Source organism: Streptomyces sp. P6-2-1 (genome assembly GCF_050613165.1).
Lineage (GTDB): Bacteria > Actinomycetota > Actinomycetes > Streptomycetales > Streptomycetaceae > Streptomyces.
Genome location: NZ_CP192513.1, coordinates 6,699,149 through 6,718,440, shown reverse-complemented (window position 1 = coordinate 6,718,440; position 19,292 = coordinate 6,699,149). Strand labels below are relative to the sequence as shown.

The window sequence follows — 19,292 nt, the reverse complement described above, 5'->3', positions numbered from 1 at the left end:
TGGTCTGGGTCACGGCCTCTTCCCTTCGGGTGAGTTCTGCGGGGGTACGGGGTTGACGGGGCGCGGTGCGGAGGGCGGCCCCGCGTCCGCCTCGGCCCCGTCATCGGTGCCGGAGACCCCCTCGATGGCGGCGATGAGCCGGTGGTCGTGCCAGCCGGCGGGGAAGGCGGCGGTGACCCGGCCGTGGAAGAGGACGAGGACGCGGTCGCAGCGGCGCAGGTCGTCGAGTTCGTCGGAGACGACGAGCACGGCGGTGCCGTCCTCGCGCGCCGAGTCGACCCGGGCGAGCAGCGACTCCTTGGAGCGCACGTCCACGCCCGCCGTCGGGTTGACGAGGACGAGGACCTTCGGGTCCGAGGCGAGCGCGCGGGCCATGACGACCTTCTGGGCGTTGCCCCCCGACAGGCCGGAGACGGGCTGGCCCGGGCCCTCGGTGCGGATGCCGAGCCGGTCGATGAGCGCGGTGGCGAGGGCGCGTTTGCGCGCGGGCGGCACGAACCCGTACCGCCCGAGCCTGTCCAGCACGCCGAGTGTCGCGTTGTCGCCGACCGTCATCCCGAAGACGAGACCCTGTTCATGCCGGTCGCGCGGGACGCAGCCGACGCCCGCGCGCAGCGTCGCGGCGACGTCGCCGAAGGGCAGCGGGCGCCCGAGCACGGTGGCGCGCCCCGCGCGCGGTGTGCGCAGCCCCGCGAGGGTCTCGGCGAGCTGGATCTTGCCGCTGCCGCTGCTTCCCGCGAGCCCGACCACCTCGCCCTCGCGCACGGTCAGCGACACGTCCGTGTAACCCTCGCCCGTGAGCCCGGCGACGTCGAGGACGAGGGGTGCCGCTTCGGGTACGGCGTGGCGCGGGGTGTACGTGGTGGTGGTGACGGCCTCGCCCGCCATCGCCTCGACGAGCGCAGCGCGCGGGAGTGCGGCGACCGGGGCGGTGGTGATCCAGCGCGCGTCGCGCAGCACCGTGACGGTCTGGCACACCTCGTACACCTCCTGGAGGTGGTGCGAGATGAACAGGAAGGTGATGCCCGCTTCCTGCAAGGCCCGCATGCGCGTGAAGAGGCGGTCGATCTCGCGGCTGTCGAGCTGGGCCGTGGGCTCGTCCAGGACGATGAAGCGGGCCCCGATGCTCAGCGCGCGGGCGATCTCGACCATCTGCCTGTCCTCGACCCGCAGGTCCCCCGTCCTGGCACCCGGGTCGACGCGCACGTCCCAGTGGCCGAGCAGTTCGGTGGCCTCGGCGCGCAGGCGGCGCCAGGAGATGAGGCCGCCGCGCCCGGTGGGCTGACGGTGCAGGAAGAGGTTCTCGGCGACGGTGAGGTCGGGGACGACGGTCGGTTTCTGGTAGACGCAGGCGACCTTGGCGCGCCAGGCCGTGCGGTCGGCGAGTGCGGGCGCGGGGGCTCCGTCGAAGCGGATGTCACCGCTGTCGGGCGCCTGGAGCCCGGTGAGGAGCGAGACGAGCGTGGACTTGCCCGCTCCGTTGCGGCCGACGAGGGCGTGCGATTCACCGGCGCGGACGGTGAGGCGCCCGTCGGCGAGCGCCACGGTCGCGCCGTACCGCTTGCTGACGGCTCGGGCCTCGGCGAGGGGCGGCGGGTCCTGCGGGCTGGCGGGGTCGGCGGGGCTGGCGGGGCTGGCGGGGCTGGTCATTTGACGGTGTTCCCCCACAGCTTCGGGTCGTCGACGTTCTCCTTCGTGACGAGCGGCGCGGGAAGCTGGTCCTCCAGGTTCCCCGAGGGGGTCTTGACGATGGTCGAGTCGTGGTCGGTGGGCCCGGGCGCGAAGGTCTTCCCGGCCATCGCGGCCTTGATGTAGTACATGCCGTACTTGGCGTAGGTGTCGGCGGGCTGCGAGACGGTCGCGTCGATGTCGCCGCGGCGGATGGCGTCGAACTCCTGCGGGATGCCGTCGTTGGAGATGATCGCGACGTGGCGCTTGTCCCCGGCGGGGAACAGGAGCTTCTTCGACTTCAGGGTCTGGAGGGCCGGGGCGAGGTAGACGCCGCCCGCCTGGAGGTAGATGCCCTTGATGTCGGGATGCGCGCCGAGCAGCGTGTCGAGCTTCGCGGCCGCCGTGTCGGACTCCCACTTGGCGGGGATCTCCAGGACCTTGAGGTCCGGGTACTTCTTCTTGGCGCAGTCACGGAAGGCGGTCGAGCGGTCGCGCCCGTTGACCGAGGCGAGGTCGCCCATGATCTGCACGACCTTGCCCTTCTTGACCTTCTCGCCGAGGTAGTCGCACGCCTTCTCGCCGTACGCGACGTTGTCGGCGCGCACGACCATCGCGACCTTGCCCTTCTCGGGGGCGACGTCCACGGCGACGACGGGCACGTTCTTGCGCTCGGCCTGCTGGAGCCCCGCGGCGATGGCCGCGCTGTCGAGCGGGGCGACGACGATGCCCTTGACGCCCTGGTTGAGCTGGTTGTTCATATCGGTGATCTGCTGCGCGGGGTCGCTGTTGGAGTTGACGGTCTTGAGCGCGTCGACGCCTTCGCTCTTCGCCATCTTCGGCACGTAGTCGTTGTACGACTGCCAGAAGGGCGAGGTGAGGAGCGGCAGGATGACGCCGACCTTGCCGTCCTTCCCGCCCGCGCCGCCCTTGCCGGGTGCGGCGCCCGGGCTGTCGGTGCTGCCGCAGGCGGCGAGGAGGAGGGCCGCGCAGGCGAGCGCGCCGACGGCCCCGGCCCTGCGCCGGACCACCCTGCTCGCGCGCCCCTGGCGGGCTCCCCGTGTACTGCTTCGCGCTGTGCTGCCGGCCATGCTCGTGACTCCTCGTCGTGCGGGTGTCGGGTGCGTGGGCGGGGGCGGTGGCTGGCGCGTCCCCGGCGGTGCCCGCACGGGTGGCCCGTACGGCGGCCGGAAAAGCCCGGCCGCTGCGATAGTGATCCGACCACTTGGCATGCACAAGCCCCTGTGCGCGGGTTTCTGCGCTTCAACTCGACTATTGGTCGGATCACTTGCCGGTACGGGGGCGGGGGGACCGGGTTAGACTCGCTGCCCGAACAGGCGGAAGGGGAACGGCGTGCCGGAGGCGGAGGAGCCGCGCGGGGACGGGGATGCGGGGCGCGGCGTGACGGTGACCCAGCGGGCCATCGAGCAGGTCAAGGCGATGATCGCCGAGGACAGGCTGCACCCGGGGGAACGGCTGCCGAACGAGCGGGACCTGGCGGCGCGGCTCGGTATCTCGCGCAGCTCGATGCGCGAGGCCATCCGGGCGCTGACGGTGATGGGCGTCCTGGAGGCGCGGCACGGTTCGGGGGTGTACGTGACCCACCTGCGGGCCGGTGACCTCCTGGAGACCTTCGGCGTGGTGGCCGGGCTCTCGCGCGGCCCGCAGCTCCTCGAACTCCTGGAGGTGCGGCGGGTCCTGGAGTCGACGGCGACGGCGCTCGCGGCGGCCCGTATCGACGCGGCGGGGCTCGCCGAGGTGGCGGCCGAGCTGGCCGCGATGCACGCGACCGAGGACCCCGAGGTGATCCTCGCCCACGACCTCGCCTTCCACCGGGCGATCGCGCGCGCCGCGGGGAACGCCTCGCTCGCCGCGATCCTGGAGGGCCTCTCCTCGCGCACCTTCAGGGCCCGCGTGTGGCGCGGCCTCCAGGAGGAGGGCGCCTTCGCCCGTACGAGGGACGAACACGCCCGCATCCACCGGGCCTTGCTCGCCCACGACCCGGAGGCCGCCCGCGCGGCCGCTGCGGCACACGTGGGAGCGGTGGAGGACTGGCTCGCCGGGCACCTGGCACGGCAGGAGGCGACGGAGGGCGGGGGCGGGACCGGCGGGTGAGACGGGGCGCGGGGGCACGTCCACCGCGTGGGCCCCACCCGGCGGCTGGTGCGCTCGGGACCGGACGGGCCCGAGCGGCCCCGCCCCCGCGCCGTCGTCACGAGCCCGCCGGCGCGGAGCCGTCCCCGGATGGCCGACGACGGCGTGACCGAGCGGGGGTGCGACGGCTGAGGTGCGGGAGGCACGCGGGCCGCGGCGGGTGCGCACCCCGGCCGCGCACCCGCGTCCCGCACGCTGAGGGCGCGCCCCCGTCACGCACCCTCGTCACACACGCCGGGCGCGCACCCCCGTCGCGCACCCCGGCCGCACGGCCCCCGCGCACACCCCCGTCACGCACCCGCCTCGGCCGTGCCCGGCGCTCAGCCCAGCCACCACACCGTGGTGTCGGGGGCCAGCACGACGTTGCCCGCCGCGTCCGCGACCGGAAGCGTGTCCCCGCTGCTCAGCAGGGCCTCTCCGGGGCTCGCGAGGGTGACGGGCGCGCTCCCCGTGTGGGCGGTCACGACGACGGGCCGCCCTCCGGCGCTCTCGCGGCGCAGTGCGAGCACGCCCTCGGGGGCGTCGAGCCAGGTCACCTCGGTGCCCGCGCCGAGTGCGGGCTGCGCGCGGCGCTGGGCGAGCGCGGCCCGGTAGAACTCCAGCGTGGAACCGTCCACGCCGGTCTGCGCCTCGACACTCAGTCCACCCCACTCGGCAGGCTGCGGCAGCCAGCTCCCGCCGGAGCCGAATCCGTACGAACTCCCCTCGCGCGTCCAGGGGAGGGGCACCCTGCACCCGTCGCGGAAACCGTCCTGGCCCGCCGCGCGGAAGTACGAGGGGTCCTGGCGCACCTCGTCGGGGAGGTCCACGACGTCGGGCAGGCCCAGTTCCTCGCCCTGGTAGAGGTAGGCGGAGCCCGGCAGCCCGAGCATGAGGAGGGTCGCGGCACGCGCGCGGCGCAGACCGAGCGCAGGGTCCCCCGGGGTGCGGAGCTGGGTGCCGAGCCCGGGCGGGTTGCCGAAGCGGGTGGTGTGCCGTGTGACGTCGTGGTTGGAGAGCACCCAGGTGGCGGGGGCCCCGACCGGGCGCATCGCGGCGAGGGTGCGGTCGATGACCTCGCGCAGTGCGGGGGCCGACCAATCGGTGCTGAGGTACTGGAAGTTGAATGCCTGGTGGAGTTCGTCGGGCCGTACGTAGTGGGCGGTGCGCTCGACGGTCGGGGTCCACGCCTCGGCGACGAAGACGCGGGCGCCGTCGTACTCGTCGAGTACGCGCCGCCACGAGCGGTAGATCTCGTGCACGCCCTCCTGGTCGAAGTACGGCGTCGACTCGTTGCCGAGGAGCTTGACCTGCCCCGCACCGCCGACGTCGGGCAGCCCGGGCGCCTTGACGAGCCCGTGCGCCACGTCGATGCGGAAGCCGTCGACGCCCATGTCGAGCCAGAAGCGGAGGACGGAGCGGAACTCGTCGTGCACCGCGGGGTGTTCCCAGTTGAAGTCGGGCTGCTCAGGGGCGAAGAGGTGCAGGTACCACTCGCCGTCGGCGGTACGGGTCCAGGCGGGTCCGCCGAAGACGGACTCCCAGTCGTTGGGCGGGAGTTCGCCGCTCTCACCGCGCCCGGGACGGAAGTGGTAGCGCTCGCGCGACGGCGAGCCGGGGCCCTCGGCGAGGGCGCGCTTGAACCACTCGTGCTGGTCGGACGAGTGGTTGGGCACGAGGTCGACGATGACGCGAAGGCCGAGCGCGTGCGCCTCGCGCAGCAGCCCGTCCGCGTCGTGCAGATCGCCGAACATCGGGTCCACGGCCCGGTAGTCGGCGACGTCGTAGCCCGCGTCGGCCTGCGGCGAGGCGTAGAAGGGGCTCAGCCACACGGCGTCGACGCCGAGGTCGCGCAGGTGCGGAAGGCGGGCCCGGATTCCGGCGAGGTCGCCCATGCCGTCACCGTTCGCGTCGGCGAAACTGCGCGGGTAGACCTGGTAGATGACCGCCTCGCGCCACCAGTCGGCGCCGGACGCCCGGACGGCGGGCCCGGCCTGGGCGGGGAGCACCGCGGGGACGACCGCGGGGACGGCGGTGGGGGCGGCGGAGTCGGCGTGGTGCTGGCTCATGGGGTCCTTGCTGGTGACGTGGACGTACGGGTGGTGCGTCGTGCGGCAGGTACGCGTGAGGTACGGGAGCGGGCGTGCCGGGCCGTTCAGCCCTTCGCCGCGCCGGCCGTGAGCCCCGTGACGAGGTGGCGCTGCACGAGGTAGAAGAAGAGCGTGACGGGCACCGCGATGAGCACGGCGGTCGCCGCCATGAAGTTCCACTGGGCGTCGTGTTCGCTGACGAAGGTCTGGAGGCCGACGGCGAAGGTGTACTTCTCGTCGTCGAGGAGGAAGGTCGAAGCGAAGGCGACCTCGGCCCACGCGGTGATGAAGGTGTAGAAGGCGGCGACGGCGAGCCCGGGCCTGGCGAGCGGCAGGATGAGCCGCCAGAAGGTGCCGAAGGGGCTGAGTCCGTCGATGCGCCCGGCCTCGTCGATCTCGAAGGGGATCGTGTCGAAGTAGCCCTTGAGCAGCCAGGCGCTGTACGGGATGGCGGTCGTGCAGTTGAGCAGGATCACGCCGAAGTAGCTGTCGATGAGGCCGAGTTCGGAGAAGATCTCGTACATCGGCACGATGAGCACGGCGATCGGGAACGCCTGCGTGAGCAACAGCACCCACATGAGGGAGCGTTGGCCGGGGAAGCGCATGCGCGAGACGGCATAGCCGGTGGTCGCGGCGAAGGCGACGCCGAGCAGTGTGGTGCCGAGCGAGACGATGAGGGTGGACTGGAGCCAGTCCCAGAACTTGGTGTGCTCCAGGACGTACGAGTAGTTGGAGAAGGTGAGGTGGCCGAAGATGCGGCCGGGGTGGAGGTAGTCGTCCTTCTCGGGCCCGAGCGAGAGGAAGGCGAGCCAGACGACGGGCACGAGCGCGACGAGGCTCGCGAGGACGAGGACGGCGTGGGTGAGGACGGTGGCGAGTGGGCTCCGTTCGCCCCTGCGGCGGACGCGCGTGGGGCGGGCGGTGGTGCGCGCCGGGCGCGCGGCGACGGGCGCGGCGGGCAGCGTGGTGGACTCGGTGCTCATGGCGTGGCTCCTGTCGGCCGGGTCAGAGGGTGGACTGCTCGTCGCGGTTCAGCCACCTGCGGTAGAAGGTGGTGAAGACGACGAGGATCGACAGGAGCAGGACGCCGTACGTGGCCGACTGGGCGAAGTCGCGCGGCTGTTGGCCGAAGCCGAGGCGGTAGGCCCAGGTCACGAGGATCTGGGCGTCGGGGGCGCTGGTGCCGCCGAAGAGCAGGAAGATGATGGCGAACTGGTTGAAGGTCCAGATGACGCCGAGCAGGACGACGGTGGCGCTCACCGGGCGCAGGCCCGGCAGGGTGACGTGCCGGAAGCGCTGCCAGGTGCTCGCGCCGTCCATCTCGGCGGCCTCGTAGAGGTTCGCGTCGATCGACTGGAGGCCGCCGAGCAGCGAGACCATCATGAACGGTACGCCGCACCACGTGTTGACGAGGATCGCGGCGACGCGCTGCCAGGAGGTGTCCTCCAGCCAGGCGGGCTGCGGCAGGTGGAGGTGGCCCAGGACGGTGTTGATGAGCCCGCCGTCGGCGAGCATGATCCGCCAGGAGAAGACGGTGACGAAGGCGGGCACCGCCCACGGCAGGATGAGCAGCATGCGGTAGACGACCCGGCCGCGGAGCTTCTGGTTGAGCAGGAGCGCGAGGCCGAGGCCGATTCCGTAGTGGAGCGCGACGCAGGCGACGGTCCAGCCGACCGTCCACAGGAAGTGCGACCAGAAGCGCTCGTAGGCGGTCGGGCCCCAGAGGATGTCGGCGTAGTTGTGCAGGCCGATGAACTCGTAGGTCGCTTCGATGTGGTTGACGCCGATGGTGCGGGCCGAGTTGAGGCTTGTGGCGTCGGTGAGGGTGAGGTAGAAGCCGCGCGCCAGGGGGTACGCGACGAGGACGCCGAGCACGATGACCACCGGGGCGATCATCGCGTACGCGTACCAGTGCTTCTGGCTGCCGCGGCGCAGGCGGGCGAGGGGGCCTGTCCTGCGGCCCGGGGTCCGCTGCTGCCGCGGGGGCGCGGTCTCGGTGTCGACGGCGACGGTCATGGCGGCCCTTCTGGGGCGGGGATGGTGTACGGGGGAAGGCGCGGGTGCTGTGCCGGGGAGGGCGCAGCGGGTGCCGGGGGCACGGGCGCAGGACGGGGGCAGGTGCGGGGGCAGGTGCGGGGGGGAGGTGCGGGGGGGGAGGTGCGGGGGGCAGGTGCGGGGCAGCCTGTCAGGTGGCCGGCCCCGCACCCGCTTCGGTCAGCTCTTGAAGTCGGGGAGGAGCTTCCGCATCGCGTCCCCGGCCTTGCGGAGGCCGTCGTCCAGCGATTCCTTCCCGCTCGCGATACGCGGCAGTTCGGTGTCCATCGGGCCCCACAGGGAGCTGTACTCGGGCAGTTCGGGGCGTGGCCGGGCGGCGTCGAGGACCTGCTGGAAGCCCGCGGTGCCCGGGTCGGCCTTGACCGCGTCGGTGTAGGCGTCCTGGCGGGTGGGCAGGGTGCCGTTCTTCAGCGCGATCTGCTCCTGCGTCTTCGCCGATGTCATGAACTTGACGAAGGTGAAGGCGGCCTTCTGGTGGGCCTGGTCGGCGCCCGCGTAGACCGAGAGGTTGTGCCCGCCGGTCGGGGCCCCCGCCTTGCCTGCCGAACCGGCCGGGACGACGGCGACGCCCAGGTTCTTCTTGTCCTTGAAGGCGCTGCCCTTGTAGTAGTTGGTCACCTCCCAGGGGCCCTGGAGGGTGGCCGCGACCTTGCCGTTCGCGAAGGCGTCCTGGATGTGGGCGTAGCTGTCGGCGGTGATGTCGGCCTTGTGCAGGCCCTTGCCGGAGAAGAGGCCCTGCCACTCCTTGAGGCCCTTGACCGCAGCGGGGCTCTCGATCGTGAGCTTCTTCGCCTTCGCGTCGACCGTGTCGGTGCCCTCGCCGAAGAGGTAGGGCTGCGCGTAGTACCCGGCCGTCGATCCCCAGTAACCGTCCACGCCCGTCGTGGACTTGATCGTCGCCGCGTCCTTCTTGAGCTGCGCCCAGGTCGTGGGCGCCTCCTCGATGCCCGCGTCGGCGAAGAGCTTCTTGTTGTAGACGAGGGCGAGCGTGTCGGTGACGAGCGGCACGCCGTAGGTCTTGCCCTCGTACTGGGCCTGCTGGAGCAGGTTGGGCTGGAAGGAGTCCTGCTCGGCGAGCGCGTCGGTGCCGTCGAGCGGCGCGAGGTAGCCCTTCTTCGCGAAGGCGGGGGTCCAGCCGACCTCGGCGCGCAGGATGTCGGGCGCGCCCTTGGCGCCCGCGGCGGTGTCGAACTTGTTCTGCGCCTGGTCGAAGGGCACGTCGACGTACTTGACCTTGATGTCCTTGTGCGACTTCTCGAACTGCTTCACCAGCGCCTTGTAGGTGGGGGCCTCGTTGGTGGCGTTGGAGGTGTCCCACCAGGTGAGGGTGACCGGTCCGGCGCCCGAGGCACCGTCGTCGCCGTCGTCCCCGCCGCAGGCCGTCGCCGCGAGGGCGAGCGAGGCGAGCAGTGCGGTGGCCGCTATGCCACGCCGCATGAGTACTCCTTGAGGGTGTGTGAGCCCGTGTCGGCGGATGCCCGCCGCCGGCCGCACCATCGCGACGGCCGGGCGAACGAGAAAGTAACAGCGCCGAAGCCGTTGCGAAAGACCTTGCAGCAAGAATCTGCAAGAAACCCTCGCGCCGCCCTGAACGTCAGTTCACCACCTCCACCTGCGGCGTACATGCGTGGAGCAGCCCCGGGCGACGATCGCTTGCAAGGCTTGTGCAAGAATCCTCAGGCCCTTGTCAGTCCGCGCCCGAACGGGAATCATCGGAGGGGCCGTCAGGGACCCGTGACCTGGGCAGCGCCGTACATCGAGGCAGACCCAGTCGAGGGGACCCCATGACACAGCAGTACGGGCGCAAGCCCGCGGCATCCCGTCGCGCCGGCGCGCGCCCGGAGCCCCAGGGCACGGCCCGCCTCGCCGATCTCGCGGCGCAGGCCGGCGTGAGCGAGGCGACGGTGAGCCGGGTGCTCAACGGGAAGCCGGGCGTGGCCGACGCGACCCGGCAGGCGGTGCTCGCCGCGCTCGACGTGCTCGGCTACGAGCGTCCTGTACGGCTGCGGCGGCGCAGCGAGGGACTCGTCGGGCTCATCACGCCCGAGTTGGAGAACCCGATCTTCCCCGCCCTCGCGCAGGTCATCGGCCAGGCCCTGACACGGCAGGGCTACACGCCGGTGCTCGCGACGCAGACGCCCGGCGGTTCCACGGAGGACGAGCTGACCGAGATGCTCGTGGACCGGGGCGTGGCCGGGATCATCTTCGTCTCGGGGCTGCACGCCGACACCACGGCGGACACGGGACGCTACGAGCGGCTGCGCGCGCAGGGCGTCCCCTTCGTCCTGGTGGACGGCTACTCCCCCAAGGTCCGCGCCGTCTTCGTCTCCCCGGACGACCGGGCGGCGATGCGTCTGGCGGTGACGCACCTGCGGGCCCTGGGGCACCGCGAGATCGGGCTCGCACTGGGCCCGGAGCGCTTCGTGCCCGTACAGCGCAAGGTGGAGGGGTTCACGGCGGCGCTGCACGAGGAGTTCGGCCTCGGGGCCGCCGAGGTGCGCGGCCGGTACGTGGAGCACTCGCTGTTCACGCTCGAAGGGGGCCAGGCGGCCGCCACGGCCCTCCTGGAACGCGGCTGCACGGCGCTCGTGTGCGCGAGCGACATGATGGCGCTCGGCGCGATCCGCGCGGCCCGCGCCCGCGGCCTCGCCGTCCCTTCGGAGGTCTCCGTCGTCGGCTTCGACGACTCCCCGCTCATCGCCTTCACCGACCCGCCCCTGACCACGGTCCGCAAACCCGTCCCCGCGATGGGCCAGGCGGCGGTCCGCGTCCTCCTGGAGGAGATCGGCGGCACCCCGGCCCCGCCGAGCGAGTTCGTCTTCATGCCGGAACTGGTGGTCCGGGGCTCGACGGCAGCGCACAGGATGGAGTGAGCGACTCCGGCGTGTGAGGAGCGGGGTCAGGGGCGGAGCCGGGGCCGGGCGCGGAGGCGGGGGCGGAGGTTGGGGCGGAGGCGGGGCGGAGCCCCGAAAGGCCCCGCCCCGGATCACCGCTCTCCTTCGCTCAGGCCCGCCGCAGGCGAAGCGTCACCAGCTGGAACGGCCGCAGCGCAACCTTCAGCTCCCCGTCGGCGGCGACGACTTCCGCCTCCGGCTCGGAGAGGGTCCGCTCCAGCAGGTCGGTGACCAGCACCTCGGCCACCTCGAAGCCGGGCCGGAGCGAGGCGGCCACGCGCCCGCCACGCGCCTCGTGGAACCGCACCACCACGTCGCCGCTGCCGTCATCGGCGAGCTTGACCGCCGTGACGACGACGGAGTCCTGGCCCACGGTGACGAGCGGCGCGATCTCCGCGGCCGCACCGCGCACCACGCGGCGCGGCAGGTTGACCCGCCACCCCTCGCGCACGGCGTCCTCGATCGTGGCACCGGCCACGAGACCGTGCCGGAAGCGGTGCACGCCCTGGTCGGTCTCCGGGTCGGGGAAACGCGGGGCGCGCAGCAGCGAGGCGCGGACCGTGGTGGTGGTCCCGCCGTCCTCGCGTACCGTACGGCTCACATCGTGCCCGTACGTCGAGTCGTTGACGACGGCGACGCCGAAGCCGGGCTCGTCGAGGTGCACGAAGCGGTGGTTGCACGCCTCGAACTTCGCCGTCTCCCACGTCGTGTTGGTGTGCGTGGGCCGGTAGAAGTGCCCGAACTGGGTCTCGCTCGCGTACCGTTCGGCGTGCACGTCGAGCGGGAAGGCGAGCTTGAGGAACTTCTCCGTCTCGTGCCAGTCCACCTCGGTGGCGATGTCGAGCCGCTCGGCGCCCTCGGCGAGGCTCAGCGTCTGCACGACGCGCGAGTCCCCGAAGGCCCGTACGATCCGCACCCCTTCGGGCGCTGCCGTCAGTTCTTCGGCGTCCGTGAGGTCCGTGACGGTGTTGCGGTAGAAGGAGTCGACGTCCCAGGCGTCCCACTGGTTGGGGAAGTCGGTGTGGAGCTGGAGCAGGTTGGCCGCCTGCCCCGGGGCCACGGCCTCGCGGCCCGAGTCGTGCCGCAGCAGCGAGACGACGAGGCCGCGCGCGTCGATCTCGGCCCGGACGATCCCGTTGTCGAGGACGAATCCGCCGCCGGTGCGGACGACGGGGGCGACGGCGGCGGGGGCGGGCGCGGTCCCCGCGGCACCTGCGGCGATTCCCGCGTCGGCGTGCGGCGCGGCGTTGAAGCGCACCTCGGTCTCACCCTCACCGGCGAGCGCCCGCTGCGCGGCGCCGATGATCTCGTTCAGTTCCTCGGCGAGCCGTGCGTAGGTGCGCTCCGCCTCGCGGTGCACCCAGGCGATCGACGAGCCCGGCAGGATGTCGTGGAACTGGTGGAGCAGGAGCGTCTTCCACAGCCGGTCGAGTCGCTCGTACGGGTAAGGGAAGCCCGCGCGCACGGCCGCGGTCGCCGACCACAACTCGGCCTCGCGCAGCAGGTGCTCGCCGCGCCGGTTGCCCTGCTTGGTCTTCGCCTGGCTGGTGAGCGTGGCGCGGTGCAGCTCCAGGTACAGCTCACCGACCCACACGGGCGGCTCGGGGTACTCGGCCTCGGCCTTCGCGAAGAAGGCGGAAGGCGTCTCCCACTCGACGCGCGCGGGGCCCTCGGTGTTCTTGAGGCGGGCCGCCTTCGCGACCATCTCGCGGGTCGTGCCGCCGCCGCCGTCGCCGAAACCGGTCGGGGCCAGGGAGTGCGTGGCGCGGCCCTTCTCCTTGAAGTTGCGCGCCGCGTGCCCGAGCTGACTGCCGAGCATCTCGCAGTTGTAGGAGTCGACGGGCGGGAAGTGCGTGAAGATCCTGGTGCCGTCGATGCCCTCCCAGCGGAAGGTGTGGTGCGGGAAGTTGTTGACCTTGCTCCAGGAGATCTTCTGCGTGAGGAGGTACTTGGAGCCCGCCGCCTTGATGATCTGCGGGAGCCCGGCGGCGAAGCCGAAGGTGTCCGGGAGCCACGCCTCCTCGTTGTCGACGCCGAACTCGTCCAGGAAGAAGCGCTTGCCGTGGACGAACTGGCGGGCCATCGCCTCGGAGCCCGGCATGTTGGTGTCGGACTCGACCCACATGCCGCCGGCAGGAACGAAGCGTCCTTCGGCGACGGCCTTGACGACCTTGTCCCACACCTCGGGGCGGTGCTCCTTGAGCCAGGCCCACTGCTGGGCCTGCGACATCGCGAAGACGAACTCGGGGGCCTCGTCGATGAGCGAGACCATGTTGGAGCTGGTACGCGCGACCTTGCGGACCGTCTCGCGCAGCGGCCACAGCCAGGCGGAGTCGATGTGCGCGTGGCCCACGGCGCTGATCCGGTGCGCGGAGGCCTGGGCGGGAACGGCGAGCGCGGGCGCGAGGAGTGCGCGCGCGGCGGCCGCCGTGCCCGCGATGTCCTGGAGGTCGAGGGCGTCGAGCGCGCCGTCGATCGTGCGCAGGATCTCCCAGCGGCGGGCGGCGTCGGCCGGGAGTTCCGGCATCATCTCGCCGAGGACTTCCAGGTCCATGACCAGCTGGAAAACGTTGTCGTCGAAAACGGCCAGATCCATCCGGCCGAGTACGTACTGCGGGGCACTGCCTGCCGTCGCCGGGTCGCCCATGTCCGTGGGCTCGAAGGGACGGTCACCCTGGATGAGCGGGTTCGAAGCGGCTTCGATGCGGAAGTCGATCTCCTCACCGCCCCTCGCGGGGTCCCCGACGCGCACATAGCGGTTGCGCGGGTGGATGCCCTTGACCGGGGTGCCCTCGGGGGTGTGGACGAGTCCCTCGCACTGGAAGCCGGGGGTGTGCCGGCTGAAGCCGAGGTCGAGTACGGCCTCGACGGTGCGGCCGGCCCACGCGGCGGGCACGGTGCCGGTGACCTTGAACCAGCTGGTGCCCCACGGCGGGCCCCAGGGGGTGCCGGGGGTGAGGGGTTCGTAGGGGGCCGCCAAGCCCTCCGCGACAGGGACGGGCTCACCGGGAGCCGTCCAGATCGCCACGTCCAGGGGGACCGTCTCGGCGTACACCGCCGGGCGGATGCGTTCTTCCAGCACACGCGCGAGGCGTGCCTCGACCAGGGCCCGGTCGTCATGCATGGGCGAAGCTCCGTAGGAAGGAGAGGTGATCAGGAGTGGCGGCCCGGTCAGTCTATGTCCGTCCCACCTCGGCGTTCATGGCCCGGGTGTCCCTTCGGCCATTCCCCGGCGCCGGGGAACGCCGAGGCCCCCGCCGCCCCTGGAGGGGTGGCGGGGGCCTCGGCCGACCGTGCGGAAGGGGCGGTCAGCCCACGCAGATCGGCCCACGTAGATCGGCCGACGTCGGTCAGCCCACGTCGGTCAGTCCACGCTGGGCAGGATGTGCGGCTCGGCGAGGTCGTCCTCGTACCCGGCGAGGCGGATGGGCGCCGAGCGGGCCCACACCTCCAGCGAGCCGATCTCCTGGTGCCGGCGGCGGGGCGGGGAACTCGTCCCCTGGCTCCGCTGCTCCGTGTGCTTCGTCTCCTGTGTCACCGCGCACTCCTCATGTGTCGGGTAACCCCCGGTACGGCACCGGGCCGCTCCGTGTCACCGGGACCGGGCACCGGGCCGCCGCCGGAATTCGCGTCTGGGGCGGTACGGGCGCGGTGGCGCCGGTGGTTCGTACGGAGCGGGGCGAGGTGCGCCCGTCGTCCGGGGACGGACGCCGGGGTGAGGGTGTCCACCCGCGACTGCTGTCCGTTGCAACAGCCTAACCACATGAGCGCGGGTGCGCTCGATGGCGCGGAAATCGGCACCCCGTGCCTCGGTGGAACCGCCGCGATTCAGCCATCCGGATCAGGCCGCACCCGTCCCGGTGGCCCCGCGTGTCACCGCCGGGGACGCCCCTTCACCAGCGCGAGACCCCGTAGTCCTTGAGGAAGACGCCGTACAGGTCCTCGCCCTCCTCGCCGCGCACGATCGGGTCGTAGACGCGGGCCGCGCCGTCGATGAGGTCGAGCGGGGCGTGGAATCCGGCCTCGGCGAGGCGCATCTTGTCCGGGTGCGGGCGCTCGTCGGTGATCCAGCCGGTGTCGACGGCGGTCATGAGGATGCGGTCCTGCTCGAACATCTCCTGCGCGCTGGTGCGGGTGAGCATGTTGAGCGCGGCCTTCGCCATGTTGGTGTGCGGGTGCCCGGCGCCCTTGTAGCCGCGCGCGAACACGCCCTCCATCGCGGAGACGTTGACGATGTACGTACGACGGGCCGCGCTCGCCGCCATCGCGGGGCGCAGCCTGCTGATGAGGAGGAAGGGCGCGGTGGAGTTGCAGAGCTGCACTTCGAGCAGCTCGACCGGGTCGACGGTCTCGACCGTCTGCACCCAGCTGTTGCTGTCGTGCAGGTCGGGGACGAGGCCCCCGGCGTCGATCGCGGTGCCCGCGGCGATACGGGCAGGGCTCGCCGAGCCGCTCACGAGCGCGAGGTCGGTGACCTCGCGGGCGCTGAGCCCGTCACCGACGCGCGGGCCGGGCAGGGCCGCGACGGCCCCGGAGCCGAAGGTGCCGATGATCTCGGTGGCGGGCAGTTCGCCGCGCGGCGGCTCGGCCGACTCGGCGGCGAGGAGTTCGCGGTAGGCACCGGGAGAGCGGCGCACGGTCTGGGCCGCGTTGTTGATGAGGATGTCGAGCGGTCCCGCCGCGCTCACCGAGTCGGCGAGGGCGAGCACCTGGGCGGGGTCGCGGAGGTCGATGCCGACGATCTTGAGGCGGTGCATCCACTCCGCGCTGTCGTCCATCGCCGCGAAGCGGCGCACGGCGTCCTGCGGGAAGCGGGTCGTGATCGTGGTGTGCGCGCCGTCGCGCAGCAGGCGCAGGGCGATGTACATGCCGATCTTGGCGCGGCCCCCGGTGAGCAGGGCGCGCTTGCCGCCGAGGTCGGCGCGGGCCTCGCGGCGGGCGCGGTTCTCCTCGGCGCAGCTCGGGCAGAGCTGGTGGTAGAAGGCGTCGACCTCGGTGTACCTGGCCTTGCACACGTAGCAGGAGCGGGGCCGCTTGAGTATCCCGGCGACGCGGCCCTCGGAGCGCGAGCTGGGCAGGGCGCCGCGCGTCTCGTCGTCGATGCGCTCGGCGGAGCCGGTCGCCGTGGCCTCGGTCACGCTGCGGTCGTGCGCTGTCTTGGCGGCGCGGCGCTCCTGACGGCGGCGCTGCTTCACGGTGCGGTAGATCCCCGCGGTGGCGCGGCGGACCGTGACGGCGTCGGGGTGGTCGACGTCGAGCTGGTCGAGTTCGGCGAGGACGTCGAGGCAGATGGCGAGCCGTTCGGGGTCGATCCCCGGTCCGTGGGCGGGCTCGGGGGTCTCGGGCGCGGACTCGTCGCTCGGGAGGGTGGGCACCGTCATCGCTGTTTCCTTGTGGTCCTGAAGGCCGCACGCCACCGGCGTGGCCCCCTGTGCGCTCCGGCGCGCACCACGGCGCGGGACCGGGGCGGCGGGACCTGTCCGGACCTTCCCGTCATCGCCCGGAGGGCGGCTTCGCGGCGGCCGGTGCGCACTCTCGGCGTGCCGGCCGGAAGTCCTCGTACTGGACCGTACCCGGGCTTTCGGCCGGTGCGGCGGGAGTGCGTGCCAGGCGTCGCGAAGCGGACGGGAATGTGGCGGCAGGCCCCGAAGGGGAGCGGGGCAGCTCCCGAGGGTACGTGGCGCCCCGAGCACGCGACAAACCGCCCGCCCCGCGGCCGGGTCCCGCACCCGCCCCGCGCGCGCCCGCGCGGCTCAGTCCGGTGGGGCGCGGCGGCTGAGCTGCCGTTCCAGGCTGCGCGTGAGGTGGGCGGACATCGCGGCGGCGGCGCGGGCCGGGTCGCGGCGGAGTACGGCGCGGACGAGGCGGTCGTGTTCGGCGAGCGTGGGTCTCCTGGCTCCGGGGATGCCGCTGAGCCGGAAGATGTGCAGGTGGGTGTGGAGCCTGGCGACCGCATCGGCCAGCAGGGGGCGGCGCGAGGCGCTCGCGAGGGTGTCGTGGAAGCGCTGGTCGAACGCGGCGAACTCGCGGTAGTCGGCGTAGCGGTCGCCCGACTCGGGGCGCTCGCGCATCCGCTCGGCGAGGTCGGCGAGCAGTGTCCGCTCGCTCTCGTCGGCGTGGACGGCGGCGAGCGCCGCGGCGCGGCATTCGAGGAGTTCCCGCATCTCGAACAGCTCCCGCAGCCCCTCGGGCCCGAGCAGAGCGGTGGCCCGGTACCCGGCCTGGGCCCGTTTCACGACGAGCCCGTCCGCTTCGAGGCGGGCGAGCGCCTCGCGTACGGGCGTGGGCGAGACGGCGAGGTCCCTGGCCAGTGCCTCGATGCCGACGCGGGCTCCCGGGGCGATCTCGTGGTCCATGATCCGCGCCTTGACGGCCTCGTAGACGCTGTCGGCGAGAGCCTGCCGGGGCGGGGGCTTCACCACGGTGCGGGGATGCCGTAGACGCGGCGGGCGTTGCCCGCGAGCACGGCGGCGCGCTCGGCGGGGGTGAGGCCGTCGAGGAGGTGGCGCGTGGTCAGCAGGGTCCGGGTGTACGGGGCGACGAGCGTGCACACGGGCCAGTCGGAGCCGAGCAGCACCCGTTCCGGGCCGAAGGTGTCGAGCACGTGCGCGCTCCAGGGCCGCAGGGCCTCGGGGTGCGCGCGTGCGGGGCCCGCCTCGGTGAGCAGTCCGGAGAGCTTGCAGCTGACGTGCGGGAGCGCGGCGAGTTCCGCGAGGTGGGTGGCCCAGGGTTCGCGGGCGCCGCGCGCGAGGGGCGGCTTGCCCGCGTGGTCGAGGACGAAGGGCACATCGGGCAGGGCCCTGGCCGTCTCGACGGCGGCGGGCAGTTCGCGGGGTGTGACGAGGAGTTCGTACACGAGCCCGGCCGCCCCGACGGCCCGCAGGCCGCGCCGCACCTCGGGCAGGCACAGCCAGCGCGGGTCCGCTTCGTCCTGCGCCTGGTGCCGCAGCCCGCGCAGGCAGGCGCCCCCGGGCAGCTCGCGCAGCGCGGCGACGCGCTCGGCGGCGTCGGGCGCGGTGAGGTCGGTCCAGCCGACGACGGCGCCGACGGGCCCGGGTCCCGCGGCGAGCGCGAGCAGTTCGGCGGTCTCGTCCTCGCGCGAGACGGTCTGCACCACGACCGTGGTGTTCACCCCGGCGGCCCGCGCCTGCGGCTCCAGCTCGGCGAGCGTGAAGTCCCGCAGGAGCGGGGCGAGTTCTGGCCCTTTGATCCACGGTTGCGGGCGTGCGGAGAGTTCCCACACGTGGTGGTGGGCGTCGACGATGTCAGCGGTCACTGCGAGTGCCTCCCGAAAGGGCCTGTCGGGGGAACGGGGACGGTGCACGGACGGGGCGGGCCGTCGCCGGCGCGGAGCCCGCGCGAGCGGCGCGCGCCGGGGCCGGGCGCCCCGGTCCCCTGCGGCGGGCGCCGTGCCGCTCCCCCGCCCTGTCGGGCCCCCTCGTCACTCCTCCCCCACCGCCGCTTCCGGCAGCAGCCCCTCCTCCGCGAGGTCCCGCCACAGGGCCGCGGGGACGGGGGTCGTGAAGGCGCGGGTGTTCTCATGGACCTCGTCAGGGGTGCGCATTCCGGCCAGCACCGTGCGGACGGCCGGGTGGGCGGCCGTGTGGGCGAGGGCGGCGACGGGGAGCGGGACGCCGTGGCGGGCGCAGACGGCGGCGATACGGCGGGCGCGGGCGAGGAGCGGGCCGGGCGCCGCCTCGTAGTCGTAGCGGGCGCCGGGTGCGCCGGGGTCGGCGAGGAGGCCGCTGTTGAAGGCTCCGGCGGCGATGACGTCGACGCCGCGCGCGAGGCACAGCGGGAGGAGTGCGCGCGCGGCTCCCGCGTCGAGGAGGGTGTGCCGCCCGGCGACGAGGACGACGTCGACATCGGTCTCGCGCACGAAACGGGCGGGCAGCGCGGTCTCGTTCATGCCGACGCCGATCGACGACACGACACCCTCGGCGCGCAGCCGCTCCAGCGCCGGGTAGGCCTCGTCGAGCGCCTGGCGCGCGTACCCCTCGGGGTCGTGGATCAGGACCACGTCGACCCTGTCGAGGCCGAGCCGCTCCAGGCTCTCGGTGAGCGAGCGCCGCACCCCGTCCGCGCTGTAGTCCCGTACCCGCTCGCGCGCGGGCGTCCCGTGGAAGCCGTCCACGCCCTGGACATCGGCGGCGGGACCCGCGTAAGGGACGAGGCGGCGGCCCACCTTGGTGGACAGGACGTACGAGGCGCGCGGCCGTCCGGCGAGGAAGCGGCCGAGGCGCTCCTCGGAGAGGCCGACGCCGTAGTGGGGCGCGGTGTCGAAGTAGCGGATGCCCGCGTCCCAGGCGGCGGCAAGGGTGCGCAGCGCCGCCTCCTCGTCGAGCGGCGCGTAGAGCCCGGCGACGGGCGCGGCACCGAAGCCGAGGCGCGTGACGGGGAGCCGGGCGCGCCCGAGCGGCGCGGTGGGGATCACCGGTGCGCCGGTCGTCGA

The 19,292-nt window shown here is 73.1% G+C and carries 14 protein-coding genes; 2 read left to right on the top strand and 12 right to left on the bottom strand.

The window, feature by feature from the left end; translation table 11 throughout:
• Positions 1 to 9: 9 nt before the first annotated feature.
• Both ACQYWQ_RS28260 and ACQYWQ_RS28255 read right to left on the bottom strand, forming a co-directional pair.
• The gene (locus ACQYWQ_RS28260; protein ID WP_431038577.1) at positions 10 to 1,650 is read right to left on the bottom strand and encodes a sugar ABC transporter ATP-binding protein; all 1,641 of its coding nucleotides are present in this window, start codon (positions 1,648 to 1,650) and stop codon (positions 10 to 12) included.
• Entirely contained in the window at positions 1,647 to 2,759 is a 1,113-nt protein-coding gene (locus tag ACQYWQ_RS28255; protein WP_431038576.1) for a sugar ABC transporter substrate-binding protein, read from the bottom strand. Before ACQYWQ_RS28255 ends, ACQYWQ_RS28260 begins: the two co-directional genes overlap by 4 nt.
• A 262-nt stretch (positions 2,760 to 3,021) precedes the next feature.
• Here ACQYWQ_RS28255 and ACQYWQ_RS28250 point away from each other — a divergent pair, with 262 nt between their 5' ends.
• Positions 3,022 to 3,783: a FadR/GntR family transcriptional regulator gene (locus tag ACQYWQ_RS28250; RefSeq protein WP_431038575.1), complete on the top strand. Its 762-nt coding sequence runs from the start codon at positions 3,022 to 3,024 to the stop codon at positions 3,781 to 3,783.
• Between the two features lie 359 nt (positions 3,784 to 4,142).
• On the opposite strand, the gene ACQYWQ_RS28245 is transcribed toward ACQYWQ_RS28250, so the two are convergent.
• From ACQYWQ_RS28245 to ACQYWQ_RS28230, 4 genes are all read right to left on the bottom strand, one after another.
• Positions 4,143 to 5,870 carry a glycoside hydrolase family 13 protein gene (locus ACQYWQ_RS28245; protein WP_431038573.1) on the bottom strand — a complete coding sequence of 576 codons (1,728 nt, stop codon included), beginning with the start codon at positions 5,868 to 5,870 and terminating at the stop codon, positions 4,143 to 4,145.
• A gap of 86 nt (positions 5,871 to 5,956) precedes the next feature.
• A complete protein-coding gene (locus ACQYWQ_RS28240) occupies positions 5,957 to 6,874 on the bottom strand; it encodes a sugar ABC transporter permease (protein WP_431038572.1) in 918 nt (305 codons plus the stop codon).
• A 22-nt stretch (positions 6,875 to 6,896) separates the two neighbouring features.
• The gene (locus ACQYWQ_RS28235; RefSeq protein ID WP_431038570.1) at positions 6,897 to 7,907 is read right to left on the bottom strand and encodes a carbohydrate ABC transporter permease; all 1,011 of its coding nucleotides are present in this window, start codon (positions 7,905 to 7,907) and stop codon (positions 6,897 to 6,899) included.
• A gap of 198 nt (positions 7,908 to 8,105) precedes the next feature.
• Entirely contained in the window at positions 8,106 to 9,383 is a 1,278-nt protein-coding gene (locus ACQYWQ_RS28230; protein ID WP_431038568.1) for an extracellular solute-binding protein, read from the bottom strand.
• A gap of 347 nt (positions 9,384 to 9,730) precedes the next feature.
• Here ACQYWQ_RS28230 and ACQYWQ_RS28225 point away from each other — a divergent pair, with 347 nt between their 5' ends.
• Positions 9,731 to 10,819 (top strand): LacI family DNA-binding transcriptional regulator, encoded by a 1,089-nt coding sequence (locus tag ACQYWQ_RS28225; RefSeq protein WP_431038567.1) that lies wholly within the window; start codon positions 9,731 to 9,733, stop codon positions 10,817 to 10,819.
• A 130-nt stretch (positions 10,820 to 10,949) separates the two neighbouring features.
• Here ACQYWQ_RS28225 and ACQYWQ_RS28220 read toward each other — a convergent pair whose 3' ends face one another.
• From ACQYWQ_RS28220 to ACQYWQ_RS28195, 6 genes are all read right to left on the bottom strand, one after another.
• Positions 10,950 to 13,964, bottom strand: a complete 3,015-nt coding sequence (locus ACQYWQ_RS28220) for an alpha-mannosidase (RefSeq protein WP_431038566.1) — start codon at positions 13,962 to 13,964, stop codon at positions 10,950 to 10,952.
• A 240-nt stretch (positions 13,965 to 14,204) separates the two neighbouring features.
• Positions 14,205 to 14,378 (bottom strand): hypothetical protein, encoded by a 174-nt coding sequence (locus tag ACQYWQ_RS28215; protein ID WP_009070428.1) that lies wholly within the window; start codon positions 14,376 to 14,378, stop codon positions 14,205 to 14,207.
• 355 nt (positions 14,379 to 14,733) lie between these two features.
• Entirely contained in the window at positions 14,734 to 16,221 is a 1,488-nt protein-coding gene (locus ACQYWQ_RS28210) for an SDR family NAD(P)-dependent oxidoreductase (protein ID WP_431038565.1), read from the bottom strand.
• A gap of 372 nt (positions 16,222 to 16,593) precedes the next feature.
• Positions 16,594 to 17,262 (bottom strand): GntR family transcriptional regulator, encoded by a 669-nt coding sequence (locus tag ACQYWQ_RS28205; protein ID WP_431038564.1) that lies wholly within the window; start codon positions 17,260 to 17,262, stop codon positions 16,594 to 16,596.
• A complete protein-coding gene (locus ACQYWQ_RS28200; RefSeq protein WP_431038562.1) occupies positions 17,256 to 18,116 on the bottom strand; it encodes an amidohydrolase family protein in 861 nt (286 codons plus the stop codon). The genes ACQYWQ_RS28205 and ACQYWQ_RS28200 overlap by 7 nt, the downstream gene beginning before the upstream one ends.
• A 165-nt stretch (positions 18,117 to 18,281) precedes the next feature.
• A complete protein-coding gene (locus ACQYWQ_RS28195) occupies positions 18,282 to 19,274 on the bottom strand; it encodes an aldo/keto reductase (RefSeq protein WP_431039385.1) in 993 nt (330 codons plus the stop codon).
• Positions 19,275 to 19,292: the final 18 nt, after the last annotated feature.

Coding starts and splice junctions, on each gene's coding strand:
- ACQYWQ_RS28260 (WP_431038577.1), bottom strand. CDS start 1,650: ATGACCAGCCCCGCCAGCCCCGCCAGCCCCGCCGACCCCGCCAGCCCG.
- ACQYWQ_RS28230 (WP_431038568.1), bottom strand. CDS start 9,383: ATGCGGCGTGGCATAGCGGCCACCGCACTGCTCGCCTCGCTCGCCCTC.
- ACQYWQ_RS28255 (WP_431038576.1), bottom strand. CDS start 2,759: ATGGCCGGCAGCACAGCGCGAAGCAGTACACGGGGAGCCCGCCAGGGG.
- ACQYWQ_RS28240 (WP_431038572.1), bottom strand. CDS start 6,874: ATGAGCACCGAGTCCACCACGCTGCCCGCCGCGCCCGTCGCCGCGCGC.
- ACQYWQ_RS28210 (WP_431038565.1), bottom strand. CDS start 16,221: ATGACGGTGCCCACCCTCCCGAGCGACGAGTCCGCGCCCGAGACCCCC.
- ACQYWQ_RS28225 (WP_431038567.1), top strand. CDS start 9,731: ATGACACAGCAGTACGGGCGCAAGCCCGCGGCATCCCGTCGCGCCGGC.
- ACQYWQ_RS28235 (WP_431038570.1), bottom strand. CDS start 7,907: ATGACCGTCGCCGTCGACACCGAGACCGCGCCCCCGCGGCAGCAGCGG.
- ACQYWQ_RS28220 (WP_431038566.1), bottom strand. CDS start 13,964: ATGCATGACGACCGGGCCCTGGTCGAGGCACGCCTCGCGCGTGTGCTG.
- ACQYWQ_RS28245 (WP_431038573.1), bottom strand. CDS start 5,870: ATGAGCCAGCACCACGCCGACTCCGCCGCCCCCACCGCCGTCCCCGCG.